Raw genomic sequence first — 21,431 nt, 5'->3', positions numbered from 1 at the left:
GCTTATGTACGCCAGGAAATGGATAGCCCAAACAGACAACTCACTAGCTCCTAATGTCTATAACGAAAAGACATCCACAGTAGAATTGTAATGCTTTACTTCATTACCTGAGCTTTTTAAAAAAATACTCCAACTATCGCTTTAAACTCTGGCCCCTTTTCTAGAATAACTGTACTTGCTTCTCCATTAACATAATTTGGTTTACTAACAGTAACGTCTTTCATTCATTTCGATCCTCAATATTTCCACTGACAATACCAAATAATAGTTCTTACTTTGATTTCTCGGGTCTTTTAACCATGCCTCGTTAGATGCGTTATCATAACCTACTTTATATTTAAAAAAGAAGGAGCGATAAAATGGTTAATTTCCCAGGAGGATTTCCGGGCGGTATACCAGGAATGCCAGGCGGAATGCCAGGTAGGTTGCCGGGAGGAATGCCAGGCGGATTCCCAGGAGGGATGCCAGGCGGAATGCCGGGTGGATTCCCAGGCGGGATGCCAGGCGGGTTCCCAGGCGGAATGCCGGGTGGATTCCCAGGCGGGATGCCAGGCGGGTTCCCAGGCGGAATGCCGGGTGGGTTCCCAGGCGGAATGCCGGGTGGATTCCCAGGCGGGATGCCGGGTGGATTCCCAGGAGGAATGCCAGGCGGATTCCCAGGTGGATTCCCAGGCGGAATGCCAGGTGGATTCCCAGGCGGAATGCCAGGTGGGTTCCCAGGCGGGATGCCAGGTGGAACACCTAGACCTGGCCAAGGGGGGCAAATGAACCCACCAGCACCGTCTCAACAAATGATTAGTAGATTTCAATTTCTAAGTCAAAATCCTTCACAGGCGCAAAGTATGTTACAATCACAAGGCCCAACAGCATTTGCAGCTGGCTGTGATGGTAGATGGACCATTGTGCTCTTACGGAATGGTCAGCTCTTTTTAATGTATGTTTTCTCAGCAAGTGTAACTGGGAATACTACAGGAATTATATGGCCAAACTTCACGTTTGCTTCATTCCCATCTTCCGCTATATTAGCGTATTCTTGTAATTAATTTAAAAAATACTCATTTACTATGAATCTGTGATGACTCACATATGACAATTATAAATGATCCCTCTGAATAATTCAGAGGGATTATTTTATGATTATTACATTTCTGATGAACCTAAATAACTCAATTAACCCATATTTTTATAATTGATATAGTTGATCCAAATAATAGATAATTAAGTACATAAAATCATTTTTATAGGAAGGTATGAATAGAAATAGTATGAATAATAAATTAAAAAAATATTTACTAATCCCCGCTCTGTTAACATTATTAGCCTCTCCATTTAGTGCTGATGCCTCAGTAAATGACATACATATGTCTTATTTATATGGTGGAACTTCTAGCTCCTATTTAGAAAATATAGATATGACTTTAGGTGCGTTAAATACAGCTACGCCAGGATTCTATGAGTTAAACGCTGACGGTAGTTTAAAATCTTCAATTGATAAAAATTTAATAGCAGAGTTACACAAAAGAAAATTAAAAGTCGTTCCATATATTACGAACAACTGGGATAGAAATTTAGCTCAAATGGCTATGAAAAATAGAGAAGTTTTATCTACTCAATTAGTAGATTCTGTAGTAAAAAATAACTTGGATGGTATAGATATTGATATTGAGAATTTAAACTATACCGATAAGGAAGTATTTACAGATTTCATTAGACTATTACATGAAAAAATGCCGAATGATAAAACAATATCTATAGCAGTTGCTGCAAATCCACATGGATGGACGGTAGGATGGCATGGTTCTTATGATTATTTAAAACTAAGTGAATATAGTGATTACCTAATGTTAATGGCCTATGATGAAAGTTGGAATGGTGGTCCAGTAGGTCCTGTCGCTAGTTTATCATTTGTTGAAAATTCTATTATATCTTTATTAAATCAAGGTGTTGATTCAAAGAAAGTAGTTTTAGGCTTACCATTTTACGGGCGAATTTGGAATGATGACGAGGAATTAGGTGGATATGGTGTAGCGAATAAATCTGTAAAAAGCATAGTTAATAATCATAACGGAACACTATATTTTGATGATACCTCAAAATCAGCTTATGCTAAATTCACTGTGAGAGAAAACGATTTGCCAACTTATATTGGTGGTAAAAAACTTTCAACGGGCAATTATACTATTTGGTATGAAAATGATTTATCTTTAAAATATAAATTAAGATTAGTAGAGAAATACAATTTAAGAGGAACTGGTAGTTGGGATTTAACGCAAGCTGATAACGGGATATGGAAATTTTATATGTCTTGGGCGAATGGACAACATAATTTTATAGATGCAGAAAATCATTGGGCTGAAAATGATATTATGTCTCTTTATAGAAAGGGATGGATAAGTGGGAAAAATGAGTACATTTTTGACCCTAATGGTGATCTAACAAGGGCACAAGCTGTTACTATCCTTACAAACGCGATTGGTTTAAAAGACAAAAACGAAACAGTACCTAATTACTTTACAGATGTTCCAACTGACCATTGGGCAAAACAGGCTATTGAACTAGCACATAAGTATAATATTGTTAATGGACCGCAACCAAACGTCTTTGAACCGAATTCTCGAATTACAAGAGCTCAATTATCAGCAATATTATCGAGAATACTAGATTACCCATTAGATAATACGAATGACTTACCTTTTTATGATGTACAGAAGGGACATTGGGCGTACTCAGAAATTTTAAAACTAAGTAGTCATGGAATTATCAACGGTAAAGAAGACGGCGGATTTTATCCGAATGATTTTGTTAAAAGAGCACAAATGGCAGCGATGGTTAATCGTGCGAGTGGAGATTTAGAAAAATATTCAAAATAACATAATTAACATCCCCCTCCTCCAAGAAAGTATTGATAAATAAGGTATAGTCAGAACAGGGCTTGATCTACAAAACGTGTAGAATCAGCCCTGTTTTTAACTACCCTTCCCCTTTGTCGTAATCCCTCATCTTGTTCGTCCTAAACGCGACGGTATTTCCTTCGTACTCTACAAATTTTTATTTTGATACTAAGCACAGGCAAGCCGACTGCATTAACACAGCTTATGCCCGCAAAAAAGCTACTGCTCTTAGTGACATATACGGTCAAGTACATATTTTAAAGAGCCAAATATCATTCTAAGGTAAGGCGTTTTTACTGAATTACATGAACTTGATTTAAAATCAGTGCACCGAACATTTGAATCGTCGTCTTTACAATAATTTGTCCCAAAATGGCGGCTGGTACTGCTTCCCAAGGCAGGATATCGGCTCCAAGCGGACTCAAGCCAATGACTACGAAAATCGCGGAATCCAGAAATCCACCAACAATGCCGCTGTAGAACACACGCCAAGCCATTGGTAGTTTCAATCGGGTATAGATTTCTGTATCGGCTGTTTCAGCGACAACAAATGAAAGGGCCGATGCCACCACAATCAGTAGTGTATCCCCGAGTATGAATGAAATCACTGCGGATAAAATAAGAGCTGTCATAATAAACAAATACGTCTTTGCTCTACCATATTTATTTTGCACAAGATCCCGGAAAATGAAGGTCGCCCCAATCAACAGCGTCCCCATTGGAACGATAAACATGCCAAACTGTAATGGCGCAAATGCTGCCGTTACTACATTAGCAATGACAATAGATAATAAATAAAATAATATTCTCATGATGGTACTCCTCAAGTAAATTTAAAGAAAATTTTGCAGTTGCAAAACTATACACCTCTTTTATTTCCCCAAACAAGGGCATGCAACTGTGGTAGTACTTTGACATCTCTTACTTTCTCATCTGCAATCACCCTGTCAATTAGCGCTTGGTACTTCTCCAATAAATGGCTAATCAGCAGCGCATTATCAGTCGTCGTAATATCGTCATTACCGACTTGTAAATAAAAGGGAATCGTCGGATGTCGAAGGTGAATTTGCTTCGCATAAGCATAATCCTCTTCATTAAAAACGACTATTTTGAGGGATATATGCTGATTGCTGTTTCGATTTTGAAGTTTTCCGAGGATATCAGATAGTACTGTATAGTCTGACGTCATTCCGGAACTAGGAGGCTTGGGTGAAATCGTCAGTTCATCGATATCATATAGCCATTGTTGCCATCTGCTTCCCTGTGTCTCTACTCCAACCTTTATGTCGTTTTCTTTTAAAATAGCAATGAGCGCTTCCAAATTTCGAAAGAGTGCAGGATTGCCACCCGAAATCGTGACAAAAGAAAAACCACTGCCCCCGAGTCGTTTCAACTCAGACCAAATCTCATCTGCTGTCATTTGGACAATCAAATGCTTTCCGCTGCCATCCCATGTAAACGATGAATCACACCATGAACAGGAATAGTCACAGCCAGCAGTCCGCACAAACATCGTCTTCTGTCCAACTACCATACCCTCGCCTTGAATGGTCGGTCCGAAAATCTCGATAACAGGTACCTTACTCAACTTCCATCCACTCCCGTCGCACTTCAGCATAGCTTGTCGGCGTCTCATACAGCTTGATAAATTCTACACGCGCTCCGTTAGATTGTTGTTCATCAAGCAGGGCTTTTGCTAACTTTTCGTAAATCCAGACTACAATGTTCTCTGCGGTTGTATTCATCGGTGGAAGCGTTTCATTTAAATAACGATGATCCAAAAAAATGTCTATTTTTTGTTGCCAAATTTCTTTTATATCACCAAAGTCAATCATCAAACCGCGTTCATCTGTATACCCACTTAACCCTAGTACAGCACGATACGTATGACCATGCAGATTTTTGCATTTCCCCTCATAATCATGTAAATGATGGGCTGCATCGAAGGTAAATTCCTTGCTCACGAGAACACGTTTTGAATGATAGTTCAATTGGTTCCTTTGAATATCTTCATCTATTTTTTGGAGCTTCTCGACAATTTTAAAATGAAACATGCCTTAAGACTCCTTTCTGAAGCTTAAATACTCATCTAGCCCTTTTTTTCGCAGTTTACACGCCGGGCATTCACCACAACCATCTGCTATTACACCGTTATAACAAGTTAACGTTCTTTGCCGAACGAACTCAAGTGCCCCAAGCTGATCAGCAAGCGCCCATGTCTGTGCCTTATTCAGCCACATTAACGGTGTATCAATCACAAAGGAATTGTCCATAGATAAATTTAACGTTACATTCAAAGATTTAATAAAAATATCCCGGCAATCCGGATATCCGCTAAAATCCGTTTCACAAACACCAGTTACGATATGCTTGGCTCCAACTTGGCTCGCCAAAACGCCCGCAAATGAAAGAAAGAGCAAATTCCGGCCAGGCACAAAAGTAGATGGAAGCCCGCCATCTTCTCCGTCTTCTACTTCGATGTCTTGTCGTGTCAATGCATTAGGAGCAAGCTGATTCAGGAGTGACATATCAAGAATGTGATGCGTGACACCAAGTTCCGCTGCTATCTCCTTTGCACATTCAATTTCCAGAAGATGCCTTTGACCGTAATCAAAAGTCACCGCCTCAACCTCTTCAAAACGTTCTTGTGCCCAGAACAAACAAGTGGTACTGTCCTGACCTCCACTAAACACAACAATTGCTTTTTCCTGCTTCATCTATAAAAACTCCCTTTTAACGAAAAAAACAGCACCCTAAGAAAAATGCTGTTTCTTCTTAGTTTTTTTTAAGAGGGTAGCTAAAACCTCTTCCTTCATTGATAAGATTTTCAAAATTTATCCCGCATTAACGGTCAGTAAAAGCCCGATTGGTTCAACTAACAATCAGTGGGGGATGAAGAAAACCCCCACTGATTGAAGTTTCACTTTATCGATTATCAATTTTTTCTGGATTTAGATCGTGATTCATTAAACGATAATTCGCTATTTCTTCGTATTTAGTTTCTGGTTTCCCATAGTTACACCATGGATCAATCGAAATCCCTCCACGTGGTGTAAATTTCCCCCACACTTCGATATATCTTGGATCAAGTAATTTAATTAAATCGTTCATAATGATATTGACGCAATCTTCATGGAAATCGCCATGATTTCTAAAACTAAATAAATATAATTTCAGTGATTTACTTTCCACAATTTTTTTATCCGGGATATATGAGATGTACATCGTCGCAAAATCAGGCTGATTTGTAAGTGGACATAAACTAGTGAACTCTGGACAATTAAACTTGACGAAATAATCTCGATTGGCATGAAGATTGTCTATTGCCTCCAATACTTCGGGTGCATATTCGTATGCATATTGCGTACCTTGATTACCTAATAATGTTAAATCCTTCAGTCCTTCTTCATGGCTTCGGCCAGACATAAAAAAACCTCCTCGTAAAATGTTTCCCAACACTTTTCAAGAGAGGCATCACCAATCATTCTATTAAAACATAAGTAAAAACATAAAAAAGCCACGTCCGATATGGACATGGCATATTGTCATGTTTCCATAGTTTTTTATAGAGGGTATCAGCTATGAACCTCTCCCGTTCTAGTCCGGGCATTCTTTTCTTTAATCATAATATAGAATATGGTGGAAAACGTCAAATGAAAATTTTTAAATAAAGTCTTCCGATAAATGCTTTTTCGAAAAAACCACTGTTATACGCGGGCACTGAAAAAGTATTTACCTTTTTGGATTTAGCGCTCTGGCTTTCGCTTTCCACGGGCGACGGCGAGCCTCCTCCTATGCTTCGCTTTGTGCAGGGTCTCGTCTGTCTCGCTTATCCCGCAAGTGTCTCATGCCGCCTATACCGTCCTATATTTTAGCGTACAGAGCTTTAAACGATTAATATTTTTTTAAAAAGAAAAACCTCACTTACATATGATACGTTCTCCATATCCTATCCCAATCGTTTATCACTGAGCAGGTTACAAAGTGTACTTTGTTTTTCCTTTCACCAGGTAAGAACGTACTCTTTCTCTTCATCTGCTTCTTTTACTCGATATGGCCGTCGACAGAAAGATTTTATGTTGCTATCCATTCATAACTCCCCTTCTAGTTCCTCAGACAGGAGATTTACCGTCCATTTCCAACAGATTCCACATCAACACGGACACCCTTGTACTTGGCTAACCAGCCATTCTGTCTTCGCAGTTCGGGACTTACACCCTATAGATTACGTCCGTGCTGGGCGCACAAAAGTTCTTATGACACCTGTCATAAAGAACTTTTGACTGCTGTGAATAGTTTTTTTCTCTGTTGCACTTTATCATTTTTCTTAAGAAAACATAGAAAGAGTGATAAGAATGATGCAAGCTCATCAAAGGTTACCGCTAATCGACATTTTACGAGGCTTTGCGGTATTGGGTACATTGGGTACAAATATTTGGATTTTTGCTTATCTCGGAGACTTAACTTACATTACAACAAGTAACTATTCAGGTTGGTGGTCATTCGATGATTTTCTACGAATGCTCGTATTATTTTTCGTAAATGGAAAGCTTTTAGGACTGTTAACCATTATGTTCGGAGTTGGTCTAGAATTGAAATACCAGCAATTCATTCGAAAAGGATATGCATGGCCAGGTGTCTATATTTGGACTATTTTGTTCTTGTTTGTAGAAGGTTTTATCCATTTCACATTGGTCATGGAATATGATATTTTGATGAGTTACGCTGTGACAGCCATCATCGTTGCCTTTATTGTAAAGGCTGGCGATAAAGCCATTCATCGGGCTTTATATCTAGTTGGTGGATTTCATGCACTTATCATTCTGCTAATTTTAGTAAGTGTCTTACTAGGCGCAAATATGTCTTTACCTGGCAACGATTTGATCGTCAGTATATATCAACATGGTACTTGGTTTGAACAAATCCACAATCGTTTAACGAATTTTTGGTTTTTTAGAACGGAGGCCATTTTTATTATTCCCATGAATATTTTCTTATTTTTAATGGGCGTAAAGTTAATGCGAACTGGCGTATTTTCTCAAAATGAACATGGACGTCACATGCGTAAAAAGTTATTTGCTATTGGGGTTTATATCGGTGTACCGTTGAATCTTCTTATTTTCATTCCTGGAGGAGCATTTGATTTCCCTGTTCGCTATTTATTTGCACCGCTGCTATCAATTGGATATATTGGCATGTTAGGTAAAATGTTAGAGTATAAGAAAGCAGATTGGCTATGGCAACGATTTGGAGAAGTTGGTAAAATGTCTTTAAGTTGCTATGTTTTACAAAATGTACTGTCGTCTATTATTTTCTATGGTTGGGGCTTTGGTTTAGGTGGAAAGCTTTCTAGCTTCGAAATTATTGTCGTTTGGATGACTCTGTCCCTTTTCCAACTCTTCATTGCGCATATTTGTCTAAAACATTTTCATTATGGACCTTTGGAATGGCTTCGAAAACATGCTGTGCAAGCCGTTGCACATAAATAATCAACAAGGGTTGGTGTCATGTATAAAAATTTATCCTAAAGAGCAAGCAAAACAATATTTAATTATCGATGTAGTATCCATTATTATTTTGATATTCATAGTATTAAGCTCGAACTCGAATTTACCAGTCATAGCAAAAATAATTGTCCTCATAACATTCTTAACAGCATTTTATGTTGCCTTATGGTATAGAGATTGGCGCCTTCATCTGGCAACATTAACAGGACTCTTTAGCGTTGCAATAATTGGAATTTACGAAGGTTCTATCATGCTATTTTTCGGATTTACGTTCGCAGATTTAATCGGGAGAGCACAAGTCAAATGGCATATTGCTTCGGCAATGCTAGCCATTGCCTTGATGTTTATCGTTGTTTTATGGGTTGAAACAGGCGAGCTATTCAAAATAGACGACCCGATTATTCTTCCTATTATGCTAATTCAACTTGTCTTCCCCGTGCTGATTTACTATATAGAGAAAGCAAAAAACTTAAAAGTTGAGTTAGCAACGGTCAATACGCAACTGGTAAAACAGCACGAACGACAACGTATCGCGAGAGATCTCCACGATACGATTGGCCACACCCTCACAATGATTAAATTAAAAACGGAGCTGACAACTAAATTAGTCGATAAAGATCCATCCCGAGTAAAAGGCGAATTGCAAGATATTTTAGCCACAACGCGGACAGCACTTAAACAAGTAAGAGAGTTAGTGTCTGATATGAACTTCGTTTCATTAGAAAGTGAACTTTTACACTGTGAAAAACTGCTGCTATCAGCTGATATCGCCATTAACATATCGAACAATTGTCCCAAAATACTATTATCAAGTGTAGAAGAAACCATGCTTGCCTTATGTGTTCGAGAAGCTACAACAAATATCCTCAAACATAGTCAAGCAAAGTCCTGTATTGTAGAAATCGACTATTTCGACCCTATCTATACGCTAAACATAATCGATGACGGTATAGGTTTAGAAAATCAAGGCCTTGGCAATGGCCTATCATCTATACAGGAACGAATGACAATCCTGCAAGGCACTGCAACGATTGATAATTTTACTAATGGCGGAACCATTGTGTCGTTAAAATTACCTTTCCAACACTATCGAAAGGAGCCCCTTAAATGATACGCATATTATTAGCCGAAGACCAACAAATGTTGCGTGGCGCTTTAACTTCATTGCTGTCATTCGAGAATGACATTGAAGTAATTGCAGAAGTTTCTGATGGTCAAAAAGCATGGCAATGCATACAGAGCGATGTGCCTGATGTTTGTATTTTGGACATCGAAATGCCGAATTTGACAGGGCTAGAACTTGCCGAAAAAATTAAAAATGCAAAACTACCTTGCAAAGTGATGATCGTCACAACTTTCGCTCGTCCAGGGTATTTACAGAAGGCAATGGATTGTGAGGTCCATGGTTATTTATTAAAGGATGAACCGATTGATTATTTAATCGAAACAATACGCAAAGTAATGAATGGCGAAAAGGTCGTGAGTAGAGATTTAGCCGCTACGTTATTTATGAAAGAGCAAAATCCTCTAAATGAACGAGAAATGGCTGTGCTCCAGCTTGTTAAAGAAGGATTCACAACCAGTGAGATCAGCAAAAAATTATTTTTAACAAAAGGAACGATTCGCAATTATTTATCGACCTCTATTCAGAAACTACATGTAGAATCCAGACAGCAAGCCGTTCAAATTGCCAATGACAAAGGCTGGCTTTAAAGATCAAATGCGCTACATAATGTATTGAAAAGTAAGCAACTAAAAAAATGAACTACCCCATTGTTGAGTGTAGTTCATTTTTATTGTGCACCTATTTTGTTGCCGTCTACAGATTTCTTGAAATTCCTATTTTAATTTCATTTCTCTTTTTGCTGTAGTAAATCTCTTAAAAGTAGAATCATCTCTTCTTGTTGTTTGATCTTTCTACGGCCATTCCGATTGATGGCTACAAGCTCGCAGGCAATGCCAGCAGCAAAGAAAAACGATAAACTAGTTAACATTAAAAGCTCCTCCAAAACATGTACTATCAGCCAGCACTGCGCAATTGTCTCTCTTGTATAAATTGTATATCCTTATTTACTTCTTGACGCTGGCATATATTATTTCGGATAAGGGCTGTAATAACGAGCAATGTTCCTACAATATCAAAAATGGTTATAGCATACCCCTGTACCATCATAATGACTAATGTAGTAATCGGCACGAAGTTGATAAATAAGATGCCATTAATGGAGGACAAAATTTTCACACCATAGTTCCAACAAAGTAGCGCGACAATTCCCGGTAAAACCATCATAAACAATAAATCGTATTTAACAACTGCGATTGTTCCCATACTTGGTACTGACACATATCCTAGCATTGTCCCTATCATCGTTAATATTGCTGTTACGGCTGTACCAAATACACAAGTCAATGTTGAATAACGGAGTGTCGACCATTCAGGAAATGAGTGCCCGCCCATCGTATAGATAACCCATCCCACAACTCCCATTAATATAAATGCGAGCGGCATTATATTATTTTTCAATGTCAGAAAGAAAGCCATATCGCCTTTTGTAATTACAAACATAGCGCCAACAAATGCAATGACCATGCTTATCATCATATACTTTTTGGGCTTGACGTTTTTATATCCCCATAGAATAGCAATCGAAATCATTGGCATTAGTGCCTCCATAATAGACGCTACCATAACACCAGATTTGCCCATTAGCATCTGCCCTAAGAAAACAAGCACATTGTAGACAGTAAATGCCATCACCCCGAAAAAGATTAGCAGTTTCCCTTTCCCTTCTAATTGAAATGCTTTCTTACCTTCTTTTATCCATAATAAAATAATCAATGCAATCGATACCGCTCCATATCGAATGGTTGAAAAATAAAATGGATCGATATATTCTAGCGCATGATCTGCAACTGGGAACATTGCGCCCCATGAAATACTTGCAATTAAACAGGCAATCGCACCTAGTATCATTTTACTCTTGTTCACTACTATTCCTCGCTTCTATGTATTCTCTATCTATTTCACAATGAGAATTATAAAAAAGAAATAGCATCACGTAAAATGATTGAAAGTGATATAAACTATCATTTATAATGATAGCTTATCAAGGAGGATTACACAGTGGAACTACGAGACTTACAAATTTTCAAATGCGTTGCCACGCTAGGAAGCGTCAGCAGTGCAGCAAAGGAATTAAACTATGTCCAATCCAACGTCACAGCACGTATTAAGCATTTAGAAAACGAACTCAACACACAGCTTTTTTATCGTCATAAAAAAGGCATGCTATTGAATGAAGATGGTAGAAAAATGCTTACTTACGTTAACAAAATTCTATTGGATGTTGAAGAATTACAACAAGTATTTCTAGATAGTCATACGCCTGTTGGTACATTAAAAATTGGTACAGTTGAAATCGTAAGTATCTTACCAACCATACTAGCGGCTTACTATAAGGACTACCCCAATGTCGATTTATCATTACAAGCGGGTTTGACTGAAGAACTCATAAAAGAAGTAACCGATCACCAATTAGATGGTGCTTTTATATCAGGTCCTATCAAACATCCACATTTAGAACAATACGATGTCTGTATGGAAAAACTCGTTCTTGTGACGCAAAACAAAACTTTTCATAAAGATGATTTTTTAACAACACCCATCCTTGTTTCTAATAAAGGTTGTGGTTATCGTTCTAAGCTAGAACACTGGCTTAAAGATGAAGGTTTACTGCCAAAAAGGATTATGGAATTTAACATACTCGAGACTATCATAAACAGTGTTGCCCTTGGCCTCGGCATTACACTCGTACCGCAATCTGCTGTCAATCAACTTGCCACAACTAGTAAGGTATTTTGTCATCCGATTCCAAAAAAATATGGCAGCAATTCAACTGTATTTATACGGCGAAAAGATGCCTATATGACCAATTCAATGCGTTACTTTTTACAAACCATTGCAGAGCATCGAGATATCACTGTACTGTAAGAAAAACACTTCCATGTAACTGGATTTTGGCTGAACCTATTTATAGGTCATTTATCAATAAACTTTTAAAATTTTCTGCACTAAGACTTATTTCAAAAATTCAACAGACAAAAACCAGCTCAACATGTTGAACTGTTCCCAGTTATTCTAACGTGTCTAACAAGGAGGGACAGTCCATATGTCGATGCTGGTTTTTCAATATTTTAGGTCATCGTTTTACTTTGCTTTTAACGTTATATTAGCTGCAGTAGCCCAGTTGTTGAGTGGCGCTACTTGATAAGTGCCGCCAGACTTTAAAGTGCCTTCTTTTACATCAAAGATACCGACAGCGCCTTTTCGTGAAGAATAGCGATATTGCGCTTGGATTTTTTCTCCATCATCCCCTTGTAATTCTACACTGCGTCCAGCAAATAATTCCATACCTGGGTCTCTATCTAACGTAACTTGCAATGATTTATCATCAATTGGTTCCACCGCTTTGATTGTCAATGGCGCGATTTCTGTTGCTGTAAAAGTTGGGTTATTCACGGTTGCCCAATCAGACGTCACAGTATATTGCATACCTGGCCTTAATGTCCGTCCTTCGGGTAAGCGGAATTTTGGTGCTTGTCTGCGATCAGCAGCTTGTGTAAACAAAACGTAACTCGCTTGCATTTCTTCACCATCCTCTGCAGTCAATGTCACCACACGGTCTCTTAAAGAGGAGATGACTTGATATTGCTTGCCACTTTCATCTTTATTTTCATCATTTACTAGGAAAGATTGATCGCCTCTCGCATCTTTATAGGCTTCAATAATGTTGGAATAATCGGTTACACCTTGTTCTTTAAATGATTCGATTTCAAAGGTATCATTTGCGACCTGTTTTGTTTGACTGACATTAATTTTTTCATCGCTGCCCTCAAAAATCTGTGCTTCTCCACCTTTATAGCTTAACGTATATGTCGTGTCAGGTTGTTGGACTGTCACTGGGAAAATATACGTGCTTTTTGAACCGATTTTTAAGCGAGGTACATTGACAATACCTAAATTATGATTGAATGTATAATCTTTTTGGATAGCATCTAAGTTTTCTACTTTAACAGCTTCTTCTGGTAGTGGTTCAGAAAATGTTACTTGTAATGTTATAGCATTTAGCGCTTGTATTTCCATAATTTGCGCAACCTCTTTTGCTTGTTGTGATGCTTCCTGTTGCGCTTGCTCTTGCTTTGGTTCTGCTTGCTTATTTAGAAAGTTACATCCTGTTAATGTTAGCGTTGCGCCTAAAAGTAGTGGTGTAATAAATTTCATCTTGTTGTTCATTCTACGACTCCTTTTTGTCATCAATTTTTTATTTTGCCCCAGCTTGCTTTAATAGTTGCAGGATTTCATGGAAATCCTTCGCTTGCGCATGCTGTAATGGTGAAATGTTTTTGTTATCAGGTATATTGACATCTGCTCCATAATCTATCAACAACTGAACTACTTGTTGCTGTATTTGACGGCCATCATTTAAAATAATTGCTTCCATTAAAGCTGTCCATCCAAGGTTATTCACATGGTTTACATCTACTTCTGTAGTTGTTAGTAATTCTTGAATAACGTCTATATAACCATGTTCAGAGGCGAGTATTAAAGCCGTACACCCTAGCGATTTGTGATGGAAGGATCTGCACCAGCTGTTATTGTTAGCTTCAAAATTTCAAGATAGCCCTCGGCACCTGCATAGAGAAAAGGATTATTTTGCCTATCATCCTGAATATTAACATCTGCACCGGCTTCAATAAGCATTGTTGCCATCTCAACGTCATTGTTATACGTTGCAAGCATAACTGCCGTTCGTTTGTTAGCATCTTGCACATTAATATCTATATCTTTGCTAAGTAAATCTTGTATTATACTGACTTCACCTTGTGCCGCTGCTTGAAGCAACTGTTCATTTAATTCAACGCTCATTATTTCACTGTCCTTTTGTAGTTTTAGTAATTCTGCTTCATGATAGGAGGAACATCCTTGAAGCAAGAATGTCATTCCTATGATACTTCCCCTCATCCACTTCCCCATTGCATAGTCTCCTTTTTTTACGTCTCGTCCTAGTCGTTCATTTTATCTACACACCTAAATAGACTTTACTTGATTTAGTTCTAGATGATGATGTTGTGCTAATCACGCCTCTATCATTAAAACTTTTGTAGCTCTCCTATTATTTTAGTCCGTAATGCTAAATTCCCTATAAACGAATTCTAAAAAAGTTTAAAATTTTAGCAAAAAATTTTTAAGGTATAAGCGCTTCGACAGATTAGAATAGAGGCTGGGATAAAACTTTAAATTTTAAGAAAGAGCAGCAAAGGTATTATTAAATAATTTTTGTTATCTAAAATGAAGAAAAATTTAGAAGAGAGCACTAGTTGATGGTAACAAAGGCGGCGACTCCTGGGGGATTAGCGTGACGCCTGAGACTACAGGCTCAGGACACGCCCCCGGAAAGCGTCCGCCGTAGTGGACATCAACGTTCACAGCAAAAAAAGTGTTAGATCGACATCAGTCAATCTAACACTTTTTCTCTTTTGTCCAGCCTTTACAGTGCCTTTATTATTTTGCTAGAAAAAATACATTTGTGGAAGTTGCCCAATTATTTACCGGTACTACCTTATATGTTACGCCTGATTCCAAAGAAACATCCTTTACATCAAAGATACCGATAGCTCCTTTACGAGCAGCATAACGATATTGAGCTTGGAGACTTTCCCATCTTCAGCTTGTAACGCAACATTGCGTCCTGCAAATAACTCCATACCTGGGTCTTTATCTAACGTAACTTGCAATGATTTATCATCAATAGCAGCCACTGTTTGAATAGTAAGTGGTGCGATGTGCTGTGCTACAAAAATTTTGTTCTCAATTTCTGCCCAACTGGAAAGAAAGCGACACTGTCATTATCCCTCTTCAAGGATGACAGTATCGCTCATTTTTTTAGTTTAATTCTTTACTCGATAAGCGTTTATTGGTAATAATTCTGACAATCCATTCTATCAAGACTACTGCGATTAAAGAAAGACCAAATAACGGCATCAATAGACCTAATACAATCATGAACACGATAAAAGGTATGGAAACCTTCTGCGATATTTGAGGCGGTGCAGACAGGACGCCATTTTTCTTTCGAAGCAACCACGTACGGAACCCCCAGAAAATAACGGCCAAAAATGCAACACAGACGATTAAATTTAACAATTTATTTGGCCAACCAAATAAGTGTCCTTCATGTAAGGGGATTCCCCATGTAAACCATTTTGCTAAAATCCCATAATCCTCATAACCAACCTTGGCCATAAATTCACCGTTATATTGATCGAAATACATGGTAGCTTCTTCATTAGGACTCACATCAAGTCCAGTTACACCTGTGTTGCTCGATTTGGCAACTGTAAATACACCGGTTTCACTTGTAGGGTAAATAATCGAGTAGGGTTTTGCAATGTCCATGGCATCTATTTGTTGTTGAAGACTTTCTACAGCTAATTGATTCGGATTGGTCACGTTATTCATTGTCGCTCCCATTCCATGATGTCCAGCATGTCCATTGTCAGACACAGGGGGCTCTTGTTGACGTGTCGCCCAAGGTATTTCACTCATATCCGAAGTAGGCGGTTGCTGTTGTAATAACGGCGTGCCGAATGAAGGATGTTCTTGTGACGCATTATAAATGAGATTACCCATCAACGCAGACCATGGTAGACCTGTGAAAATAATGACAATCATCGGGATGGTCACGATTGTCCCAACAAGAGCATGCCATCTTTTATTTTGTTGTCGTTTGTTTGGCTGTTTCGCTTTCTTAAAAACTTTTCCTTTAAAGGTCATATATAAACCTGACAGTAGTAGAAAAATGGCCCAACACGCCGCTAATTCTACGAGATAATTCACAACGGTTCCCCCGATGAACAAGGAACTGTGCAAGTTTCTAAGGATATTACCAAATGTGTATTGCGCATCTTGATGACCCACAATTTGATTATTGTGATCTAAAAACAAATAGCGCTGTGCACCTTCTTCATTTGTCATTGTTAAACGCGTATTATAAGGTTCTTCTAATACTATAATTTTATCAGTTTTGAAGCCTGCAAATGCCGCTTCTGCTTCTTTAATCCCTTCATCAATCGATAATACTTCTGTTTTTTTACTATCTCCAAAGAAATAATCATCATATAACTGATTTTCCACATCTGTATAGAATAAATACCCGATGCCACTTAGTGTCAATGTTAAAAGAAGTGGTGTCATAAATAATGCTGCATAAAAGTGCATTCGCCAAAAGCTGGAATAAAGCGTATTTTTCATTCAAATTCTCCAATCTATTATAATAAGAGCAGATTTATTATATATTGAAAAAGTGAAATATGAATGAAGTCCTAGAAAATTTTTAATGAAGTATTATTTTTACAGTAAACGCTCTTTCATAATCTACGTTGGAAAACAGTTCTAAGTGTAGTAACAACAGATTTCATTTTTTATCTTAAAAAGCTACTTAATGCTCCACCAAAGGAAAGCTTTAAGTAGCTTACTTATTTTATCCGATTACTTCTTTTCTGACATTGCTGTAGGCTGCATGAATATCTGTATGATGTGCTTCATCTTGCCTTACAAACTGTTCAGCCAATTCCTTTAAAGTTTTTCTTGCACCATCAAACTGCTTTTGCATAATTTCATTTTTAAAGAGACTTTCATAATACTCAATTACTTGTGGATTCATGTGTAACCCTCCTTCATTTTTAGCATAAAAAAAACATCTTTCCCTCTTTAGAAAGATGTTTACTATGACAAATACACGACATAATACGCCGACTGCCATGCTGGAAAAAGCTTTCTATTAGTCATAGAAGCTACCCTTTTGACGATCGTCGTACTATCCGCATGCAGAAGAATTTCTCTAGTCACACTCAACACCCCCTATCCTCGTAGGTTTCTTAAGGTTTTTGAGTATTATCATATGACTATAAGAATACTATTATATCAATGTTTTAGCCGTATATAAGAAGGTACAGAAACCTAACTTCTTTAATTGTTAATATTTATTGTAAAGGGTTCTGTACTTAATGTCAAAACTAAGATGTTAAACAATGTGGATGCTGAGGAAAAGTTGATGGGAACATTATTCCTATCAGGCCAAAATCGTGAAAAGGTTCGAAGCAATGTTTCGACCTCTGAGGGAAACAATCCTTACCTCAGGTCAAAAATGATAAGGATATCGTAAAACGCGACACCCTTGGAGAGAACTTTGCGAGTATGAGAGGTAACTAATGGTTACACCACATTAGAAAATATAGATAATGACGAAAAGGTTCTAAACAATGTTGATACCCTTGGAGGTCAACAGTCTCTGTGGTTCCTCACTGAAGATGAACTATACACAAAAAAGGGCTACTCAATTAAGAGTAACCCTAGTTATTAATGTTTGATGATATTGATTAGGTTGTTCATTTCCTTGTCGCTGAATACTAACGTGTAACGAGCACCTTTTTCAAATAATGCATCTTCATTAAAGCGACCTACTTCGATGAAGTCTAAAAATACTGGAATCTCCTGTCCGCCTACCTCTGTGAATACTTCAACGCCATTTGAAGTCAGAGCTTGATAAGTGACCTCAACGCGAGTTTGTCTTTGATTGTGTTGTCCGATAGATTGCTTGCCTCTGCTGTAGCTCATTTGAAACCTAACCTAATGCTAATGCACCTGCTAATAATAATTTTTTCATAGTAAATTCTCCTGTTCTGATTTTAGTTTTTTGTTTGATATTGTTAAAGCTTATTTACTTGCGGTAATTTTTGGTTCTGTAGGTTTAGTATACTAATACAGCACTTTTTAAACTCTCTTGATTGGCATATCTAAATTCAAGTTTGAATGTATCACCATTTTTAGGAATTTCCCATAAACTAGCATTTTGGAAAACGCTTGTATAAAAACTATATTCTTTTCCTGTTTCTACGCTTGCAAACTTATACATACCATTAACTGTGCCTACAAATTTAGCTGTGTCGAAGTTGATGTTTAATTCAGGTGAAAATGGGTCTTTAATAATTGCTACAATCCTTTTATTTGTTGGCTTACTGTAATCCTCTACAATCACATATTGTTCACCGTCTACTAATTCTGGCAAAGAAAAATCATTAGTGTATACATCTCTGGCTTGTACTACATCTTCCCTAACTAATTCGCTAAATTCTAGCAAGTTGTTATCACCTGTTGCTTGTTGAACTGCTAAAGTTCTTTCATGGTTATAAAACATCGTTGAAGCTACTATAGTAGAACTCGCATCATAATATGGTTTCAGCATATCACTATAAACTGAGTGTTGTGGAAATGATGGATGGGATGGATTGAATGGGTATAACGCTTCTGCGTCTGCTGATTCACTATTCATACTTCCAAACATAAAACCACCTGTTGTTGCAACTCCTAAAGCTAATACACTTGCTAAAACTTTCTTTTTGATGCTCATAAAAATTCTTCCTCTTTTCTGTTTTTATTTGTTTTATTCGTCTTGCTAATTCATATACTACACTGACCACGCAATAGAATCACACAATCTTTTTAAATTAATTTTTACTTCCTATAATAGAGCAATAATTAGTACGCTTAGATTCAAGTAATTTAATCGCTACTGCTTCTGCTTCTTTCTGTGTACTGTACTTTCCAGATTGGATTCTGTAACCATCTTTATCGTTGCCAAAGACCTCTGCATATCGTAGCATTCTCTCTGCAACGAGTTTCTTACTTTCTGATACAGCAAAACTGCCTTAGATGAATAAGCGCTTGTATGAATACGGTACGCTTTAGGATTTGACTCTACGCTATATCCTAATTTCTTAGAGGTAATCTACAGTACCAAGTGGAACACAAGTATTTAATTGAATCCATTTCATAGGGTCTACAGTATATTTCTGACCGCTAACCCAAGAGTCATTGTGTATTTCGAAATGTAAGTGTGTCCCCGTACTACGACCAGTACTCCCCATCATACCAATCTTTTGACCTTGTTTAACTCGTTGACCAACCTTTTTTGACTTAATATGTTCTTCTAATATGTCTTCTAGTAGCCAATACATGGCGCTACGTTCGGTATGGTTCATAAAGAAACTGGATATCGAATGATACGTGAGCTTCTATTAATTATCCCACGTAAAGCAGGTAAATCTACACTAGGTTCAGCAATCGCTTTAATACGCAATTCGCAATTCTTACCTTGACACTCATTATCATTCATTACTAATCAGAAATACACAGGATGGTGTCTAATGAATACGAATGCAAAGATAGATGATAACGAAAACATTCGTCCAATTAAAGGTAGCAACCAACGTAAATTCAGATGGTTCTATAAAAGTTAATCCAGAGGTTTATATGAGGATGCTATTAGAAGAACCTAACTGTCTCCACCATTCATAATATATCTGTTTGCATAAGTATGTATAAATGTATGTGCTGATAATCGTACATCTGTAAATTGCAAGTCAAATTGAAATAAGTAAGAATCAATAGTATATTTTTGAATAGCTAGGACTTAATCGTTAGAAAACACCTTTTATAACAGATGGGATTAAATTGTTTCACACTGCTGTAACAATCAATATCGCACCAAAATTGTAATTATGTTACACTTTAACAAATTACTGATTGTTCATTTGTTCAACTAACAACCAGATAATAAGACAAAGTGATTAAGGAGTTGAAAAAAATGAATGCATTTATGCTAGAAGGATGGACACCCATATTACTTCTGGGGGCTATATTTATTGTTGGGGTTTACTTCTTATCTCGTAAGGTATCACGAAAACTTTATATACAGTTTCGTTAGTATTGAGCTTAATTTGTTTCGCCTTTGTCTTATACAGCATATTTGTTGTTGGTGGATGGGAAGGTATGGGACTAGGATTCGTTGCGATTAGCGTTCTATTAGGAACATGGCTAGGCACTATAATTGGCATTTCTAGTAAAAATATAAGTGTGTAATTTATACCACAATTGGGTTATTCAGTTCAATAAGATTAGGACTTGTGTTTATGATTAAACTTCATATATGCAAGTCCTTTTGTTATTCACCCTCAATCGCCTCTTTAGCTCACATAGCTTTAAGTCCAATCAAGCAGCCTGTGGAAATAATTCCTCTGTGCCTGTTTATCTACGCACAATATACCCAACTATGCGTGGACCTTTAAGCGGCTTCTTCTTTTTATCAACAGGCTTATTAACATTTGTTGAAAGCTTTTATATTCCTTGTCCTCCTCAGATATAATATACAACAAAACCCCATCGTCTATAAAAGAAACTCAAAATTTAGAGCGTCCTATGCCTTTCTATAATTGGTTGACTGGACGTGGCCCTCCACAATGCATTAATAGGCCTACCTTAGATAACTGGATTGAATACTACAACACCGACAAGAAAACCCAGATTCCATTCATAGCGGTTATCGTCTCTACCAATTAGTTAACATGATGTATGTATCAGAATAAAAACACTAGTTCATATAAATGCAAACAAACGTTCTTGTTGAGGGAATGTGGAATGATGAAAGAACAACTGATTAAAGCTATGCAAAGTATTGATTTAGTTATGTACTTCTTCCACATATACACTTAAAATGGTAAATAGTGAAAAATAATTTAGTTTGTAGGAGAGATTGAAGTGAAAAAAATAGTAGCAATAGTTGCAATTGTATTAGTAGCGATTGTAGGAATATCTTACTTTATTATTGATTCAAGATATGAAAAAGAAGAAATATTAAATGAGTTTTTAGTACCTAAAGATGCGATAATAAAATATGAGGATGAAGGTGAAGCCTTTAATAATATCAGTTACGAATGGTCTAAAGCTTCTAATAAAGGAATTCCATTTGATTATAAAATGATCTTAATGATTAATGGATGGGAAAAAGAAAAAGATGAAAAAGATATAGGTCGCTGGTCGGGTCGTTTTAAGAAAGATGACATTTTAGTTTCAATCGGCACTTCAGAACCTGATATTTTAGCTATTGCATCTAAGAAAGAACCTAAGTAAAAATAA

23 protein-coding genes, 1 pseudogene and 1 riboswitch are annotated in these 21,431 nt (G+C 37.2%); of the genes and pseudogenes, 8 read left to right on the top strand and 16 right to left on the bottom strand.

Features of this window, described 5'->3' with window-relative positions:
* Positions 1–359 precede the first annotated feature (359 nt).
* Positions 360–1,043: a hypothetical protein gene (locus C9J31_RS10205; protein WP_238602084.1), complete on the top strand. Its 684-nt coding sequence runs from the start codon at positions 360–362 to the stop codon at positions 1,041–1,043.
* A gap of 222 nt (positions 1,044–1,265) precedes the next feature.
* Positions 1,266–2,870, top strand: coding sequence for a glycosyl hydrolase family 18 protein (locus C9J31_RS10200; protein ID WP_193767053.1), 1,605 nt, complete (start codon positions 1,266–1,268; stop codon positions 2,868–2,870).
* Between the two features lie 314 nt (positions 2,871–3,184).
* On the opposite strand, the gene C9J31_RS10195 is transcribed toward C9J31_RS10200, so the two are convergent.
* The 5 genes from C9J31_RS10195 to queF all read right to left on the bottom strand — a co-directional run bounded on the left by C9J31_RS10195 (position 3,185) and on the right by queF (position 6,317).
* The gene (locus C9J31_RS10195) at positions 3,185–3,703 is read right to left on the bottom strand and encodes a VUT family protein (RefSeq protein WP_107949058.1); all 519 of its coding nucleotides are present in this window, start codon (positions 3,701–3,703) and stop codon (positions 3,185–3,187) included.
* 47 nt (positions 3,704–3,750) lie between these two features.
* Entirely contained in the window at positions 3,751–4,479 is a 729-nt protein-coding gene (gene queE / locus C9J31_RS10190) for a 7-carboxy-7-deazaguanine synthase QueE (RefSeq protein WP_107949056.1), read from the bottom strand.
* Positions 4,472–4,945: a 6-carboxytetrahydropterin synthase QueD gene (gene queD / locus C9J31_RS10185; RefSeq protein WP_107949054.1), complete on the bottom strand. Its 474-nt coding sequence runs from the start codon at positions 4,943–4,945 to the stop codon at positions 4,472–4,474. The genes queE and queD overlap by 8 nt, the downstream gene beginning before the upstream one ends.
* A 3-nt stretch (positions 4,946–4,948) precedes the next feature.
* Entirely contained in the window at positions 4,949–5,608 is a 660-nt protein-coding gene (queC, locus tag C9J31_RS10180) for a 7-cyano-7-deazaguanine synthase QueC (RefSeq protein WP_107949052.1), read from the bottom strand.
* Positions 5,609–5,816: 208 nt separating this feature from the next.
* On the bottom strand, positions 5,817–6,317 hold the full coding sequence (gene queF / locus C9J31_RS10175) for a preQ(1) synthase (protein WP_107949050.1): 501 nt from the start codon (positions 6,315–6,317) through the stop codon (positions 5,817–5,819).
* Between the two features lie 123 nt (positions 6,318–6,440).
* A riboswitch (PreQ1 riboswitch) is annotated at positions 6,441–6,487 on the bottom strand.
* Positions 6,488–7,246: 759 nt separating this feature from the next.
* On the opposite strand from queF, the gene C9J31_RS10170 reads away from it, so the two are divergent.
* From C9J31_RS10170 to C9J31_RS10160, 3 genes are read left to right on the top strand one after another with little or no spacing between them, the layout of a single operon-like run.
* Entirely contained in the window at positions 7,247–8,380 is a 1,134-nt protein-coding gene (locus C9J31_RS10170) for a DUF418 domain-containing protein (protein WP_420798416.1), read from the top strand.
* Between the two features lie 13 nt (positions 8,381–8,393).
* Positions 8,394–9,509, top strand: a complete 1,116-nt coding sequence (locus C9J31_RS10165; protein ID WP_342345587.1) for a sensor histidine kinase — start codon at positions 8,394–8,396, stop codon at positions 9,507–9,509.
* Positions 9,506–10,111 (top strand): response regulator transcription factor, encoded by a 606-nt coding sequence (locus C9J31_RS10160; RefSeq protein WP_107949048.1) that lies wholly within the window; start codon positions 9,506–9,508, stop codon positions 10,109–10,111. The genes C9J31_RS10165 and C9J31_RS10160 overlap by 4 nt, the downstream gene beginning before the upstream one ends.
* A 137-nt stretch (positions 10,112–10,248) precedes the next feature.
* Here C9J31_RS10160 and C9J31_RS10155 read toward each other — a convergent pair whose 3' ends face one another.
* Positions 10,249–10,392 carry a YrzO family protein gene (locus tag C9J31_RS10155; RefSeq protein ID WP_107923775.1) on the bottom strand — a complete coding sequence of 48 codons (144 nt, stop codon included), beginning with the start codon at positions 10,390–10,392 and terminating at the stop codon, positions 10,249–10,251.
* Positions 10,393–10,418: 26 nt separating this feature from the next.
* Positions 10,419–11,372 (bottom strand): DMT family transporter, encoded by a 954-nt coding sequence (locus C9J31_RS10150; RefSeq protein ID WP_420798417.1) that lies wholly within the window; start codon positions 11,370–11,372, stop codon positions 10,419–10,421.
* 150 nt (positions 11,373–11,522) lie between these two features.
* On the opposite strand from C9J31_RS10150, the gene C9J31_RS10145 reads away from it, so the two are divergent.
* Positions 11,523–12,389: a LysR family transcriptional regulator gene (locus C9J31_RS10145; RefSeq protein WP_107949047.1), complete on the top strand. Its 867-nt coding sequence runs from the start codon at positions 11,523–11,525 to the stop codon at positions 12,387–12,389.
* A 216-nt stretch (positions 12,390–12,605) separates the two neighbouring features.
* Here the strand turns inward: C9J31_RS10145 and C9J31_RS10140 are convergent, their stop codons facing one another.
* From C9J31_RS10140 to C9J31_RS10100, 9 genes and pseudogenes are all read right to left on the bottom strand, one after another.
* Entirely contained in the window at positions 12,606–13,691 is a 1,086-nt protein-coding gene (locus C9J31_RS10140) for a hypothetical protein (RefSeq protein ID WP_107949045.1), read from the bottom strand.
* 28 nt (positions 13,692–13,719) lie between these two features.
* Positions 13,720–14,432, bottom strand: a pseudogene (locus tag C9J31_RS10135) (ankyrin repeat domain-containing protein).
* Positions 14,433–15,052: 620 nt separating this feature from the next.
* Complete coding sequence (locus C9J31_RS10130) at positions 15,053–15,193, bottom strand: hypothetical protein (RefSeq protein WP_193767227.1); 141 nt, start codon at positions 15,191–15,193, stop codon at positions 15,053–15,055.
* Positions 15,194–15,341: 148 nt separating this feature from the next.
* A complete protein-coding gene (locus C9J31_RS10125) occupies positions 15,342–16,709 on the bottom strand; it encodes a PepSY-associated TM helix domain-containing protein (protein WP_107949043.1) in 1,368 nt (455 codons plus the stop codon).
* Positions 16,710–16,938: 229 nt separating this feature from the next.
* A complete protein-coding gene (locus tag C9J31_RS10120; RefSeq protein ID WP_054768457.1) occupies positions 16,939–17,121 on the bottom strand; it encodes a hypothetical protein in 183 nt (60 codons plus the stop codon).
* A 695-nt stretch (positions 17,122–17,816) separates the two neighbouring features.
* Entirely contained in the window at positions 17,817–18,074 is a 258-nt protein-coding gene (locus tag C9J31_RS10115) for a hypothetical protein (RefSeq protein WP_054768455.1), read from the bottom strand.
* Between the two features lie 133 nt (positions 18,075–18,207).
* A complete protein-coding gene (locus C9J31_RS10110) occupies positions 18,208–18,867 on the bottom strand; it encodes a hypothetical protein (protein ID WP_054768454.1) in 660 nt (219 codons plus the stop codon).
* Between the two features lie 97 nt (positions 18,868–18,964).
* Positions 18,965–19,120 carry a hypothetical protein gene (locus tag C9J31_RS10105; RefSeq protein WP_193767050.1) on the bottom strand — a complete coding sequence of 52 codons (156 nt, stop codon included), beginning with the start codon at positions 19,118–19,120 and terminating at the stop codon, positions 18,965–18,967.
* Between the two features lie 114 nt (positions 19,121–19,234).
* The gene (locus C9J31_RS10100) at positions 19,235–19,474 is read right to left on the bottom strand and encodes a M23 family metallopeptidase (protein WP_425312815.1); all 240 of its coding nucleotides are present in this window, start codon (positions 19,472–19,474) and stop codon (positions 19,235–19,237) included.
* Between the two features lie 751 nt (positions 19,475–20,225).
* Here C9J31_RS10100 and C9J31_RS10095 point away from each other — a divergent pair.
* Both C9J31_RS10095 and C9J31_RS10090 read left to right on the top strand, forming a co-directional pair.
* Entirely contained in the window at positions 20,226–20,378 is a 153-nt protein-coding gene (locus tag C9J31_RS10095) for a YesK-like family protein (RefSeq protein WP_238602082.1), read from the top strand.
* Between the two features lie 675 nt (positions 20,379–21,053).
* Positions 21,054–21,425 carry a hypothetical protein gene (locus tag C9J31_RS10090; protein WP_107949041.1) on the top strand — a complete coding sequence of 124 codons (372 nt, stop codon included), beginning with the start codon at positions 21,054–21,056 and terminating at the stop codon, positions 21,423–21,425.
* The last annotated feature ends 6 nt before the right edge of the window (positions 21,426–21,431 follow it).

It is taken from the genome of Lysinibacillus parviboronicapiens, from assembly GCF_003049605.2.
In the GTDB taxonomy this organism is placed as follows: Bacteria; Bacillota; Bacilli; order Bacillales_A; family Planococcaceae; genus Lysinibacillus; species Lysinibacillus parviboronicapiens.
Note: the sequence above shows the minus strand (reverse complement) of the source record. Positions and strands in the feature narration are given on the sequence as shown.

Bases quoted from the DNA above. Each gene is read 5' to 3' on its own strand.
- C9J31_RS10150 (WP_420798417.1), bottom strand. From the start codon at position 11,372: ATGATACTAGGTGCGATTGCCTGTTTAATTGCAAGTATTTCATGGGGC.
- C9J31_RS10105 (WP_193767050.1), bottom strand. From the start codon at position 19,120: ATGCTACGATATGCAGAGGTCTTTGGCAACGATAAAGATGGTTACAGA.
- C9J31_RS10195 (WP_107949058.1), bottom strand. From the start codon at position 3,703: ATGAGAATATTATTTTATTTATTATCTATTGTCATTGCTAATGTAGTA.
- queD (WP_107949054.1), bottom strand. From the start codon at position 4,945: ATGTTTCATTTTAAAATTGTCGAGAAGCTCCAAAAAATAGATGAAGAT.
- C9J31_RS10160 (WP_107949048.1), top strand. From the start codon at position 9,506: ATGATACGCATATTATTAGCCGAAGACCAACAAATGTTGCGTGGCGCT.
- C9J31_RS10170 (WP_420798416.1), top strand. From the start codon at position 7,247: ATGATGCAAGCTCATCAAAGGTTACCGCTAATCGACATTTTACGAGGC.
- C9J31_RS10110 (WP_054768454.1), bottom strand. From the start codon at position 18,867: ATGAGCATCAAAAAGAAAGTTTTAGCAAGTGTATTAGCTTTAGGAGTT.
- C9J31_RS10115 (WP_054768455.1), bottom strand. From the start codon at position 18,074: ATGAGCTACAGCAGAGGCAAGCAATCTATCGGACAACACAATCAAAGA.
- queF (WP_107949050.1), bottom strand. From the start codon at position 6,317: ATGTCTGGCCGAAGCCATGAAGAAGGACTGAAGGATTTAACATTATTA.
- C9J31_RS10155 (WP_107923775.1), bottom strand. From the start codon at position 10,392: ATGTTAACTAGTTTATCGTTTTTCTTTGCTGCTGGCATTGCCTGCGAG.
- C9J31_RS10120 (WP_054768457.1), bottom strand. From the start codon at position 17,121: ATGAATCCACAAGTAATTGAGTATTATGAAAGTCTCTTTAAAAATGAA.
- C9J31_RS10125 (WP_107949043.1), bottom strand. From the start codon at position 16,709: ATGAAAAATACGCTTTATTCCAGCTTTTGGCGAATGCACTTTTATGCA.
- C9J31_RS10200 (WP_193767053.1), top strand. From the start codon at position 1,266: ATGAATAATAAATTAAAAAAATATTTACTAATCCCCGCTCTGTTAACA.
- C9J31_RS10100 (WP_425312815.1), bottom strand. From the start codon at position 19,474: ATGTATTGGCTACTAGAAGACATATTAGAAGAACATATTAAGTCAAAA.
- C9J31_RS10140 (WP_107949045.1), bottom strand. From the start codon at position 13,691: ATGAACAACAAGATGAAATTTATTACACCACTACTTTTAGGCGCAACG.
- C9J31_RS10205 (WP_238602084.1), top strand. From the start codon at position 360: ATGGTTAATTTCCCAGGAGGATTTCCGGGCGGTATACCAGGAATGCCA.
- queC (WP_107949052.1), bottom strand. From the start codon at position 5,608: ATGAAGCAGGAAAAAGCAATTGTTGTGTTTAGTGGAGGTCAGGACAGT.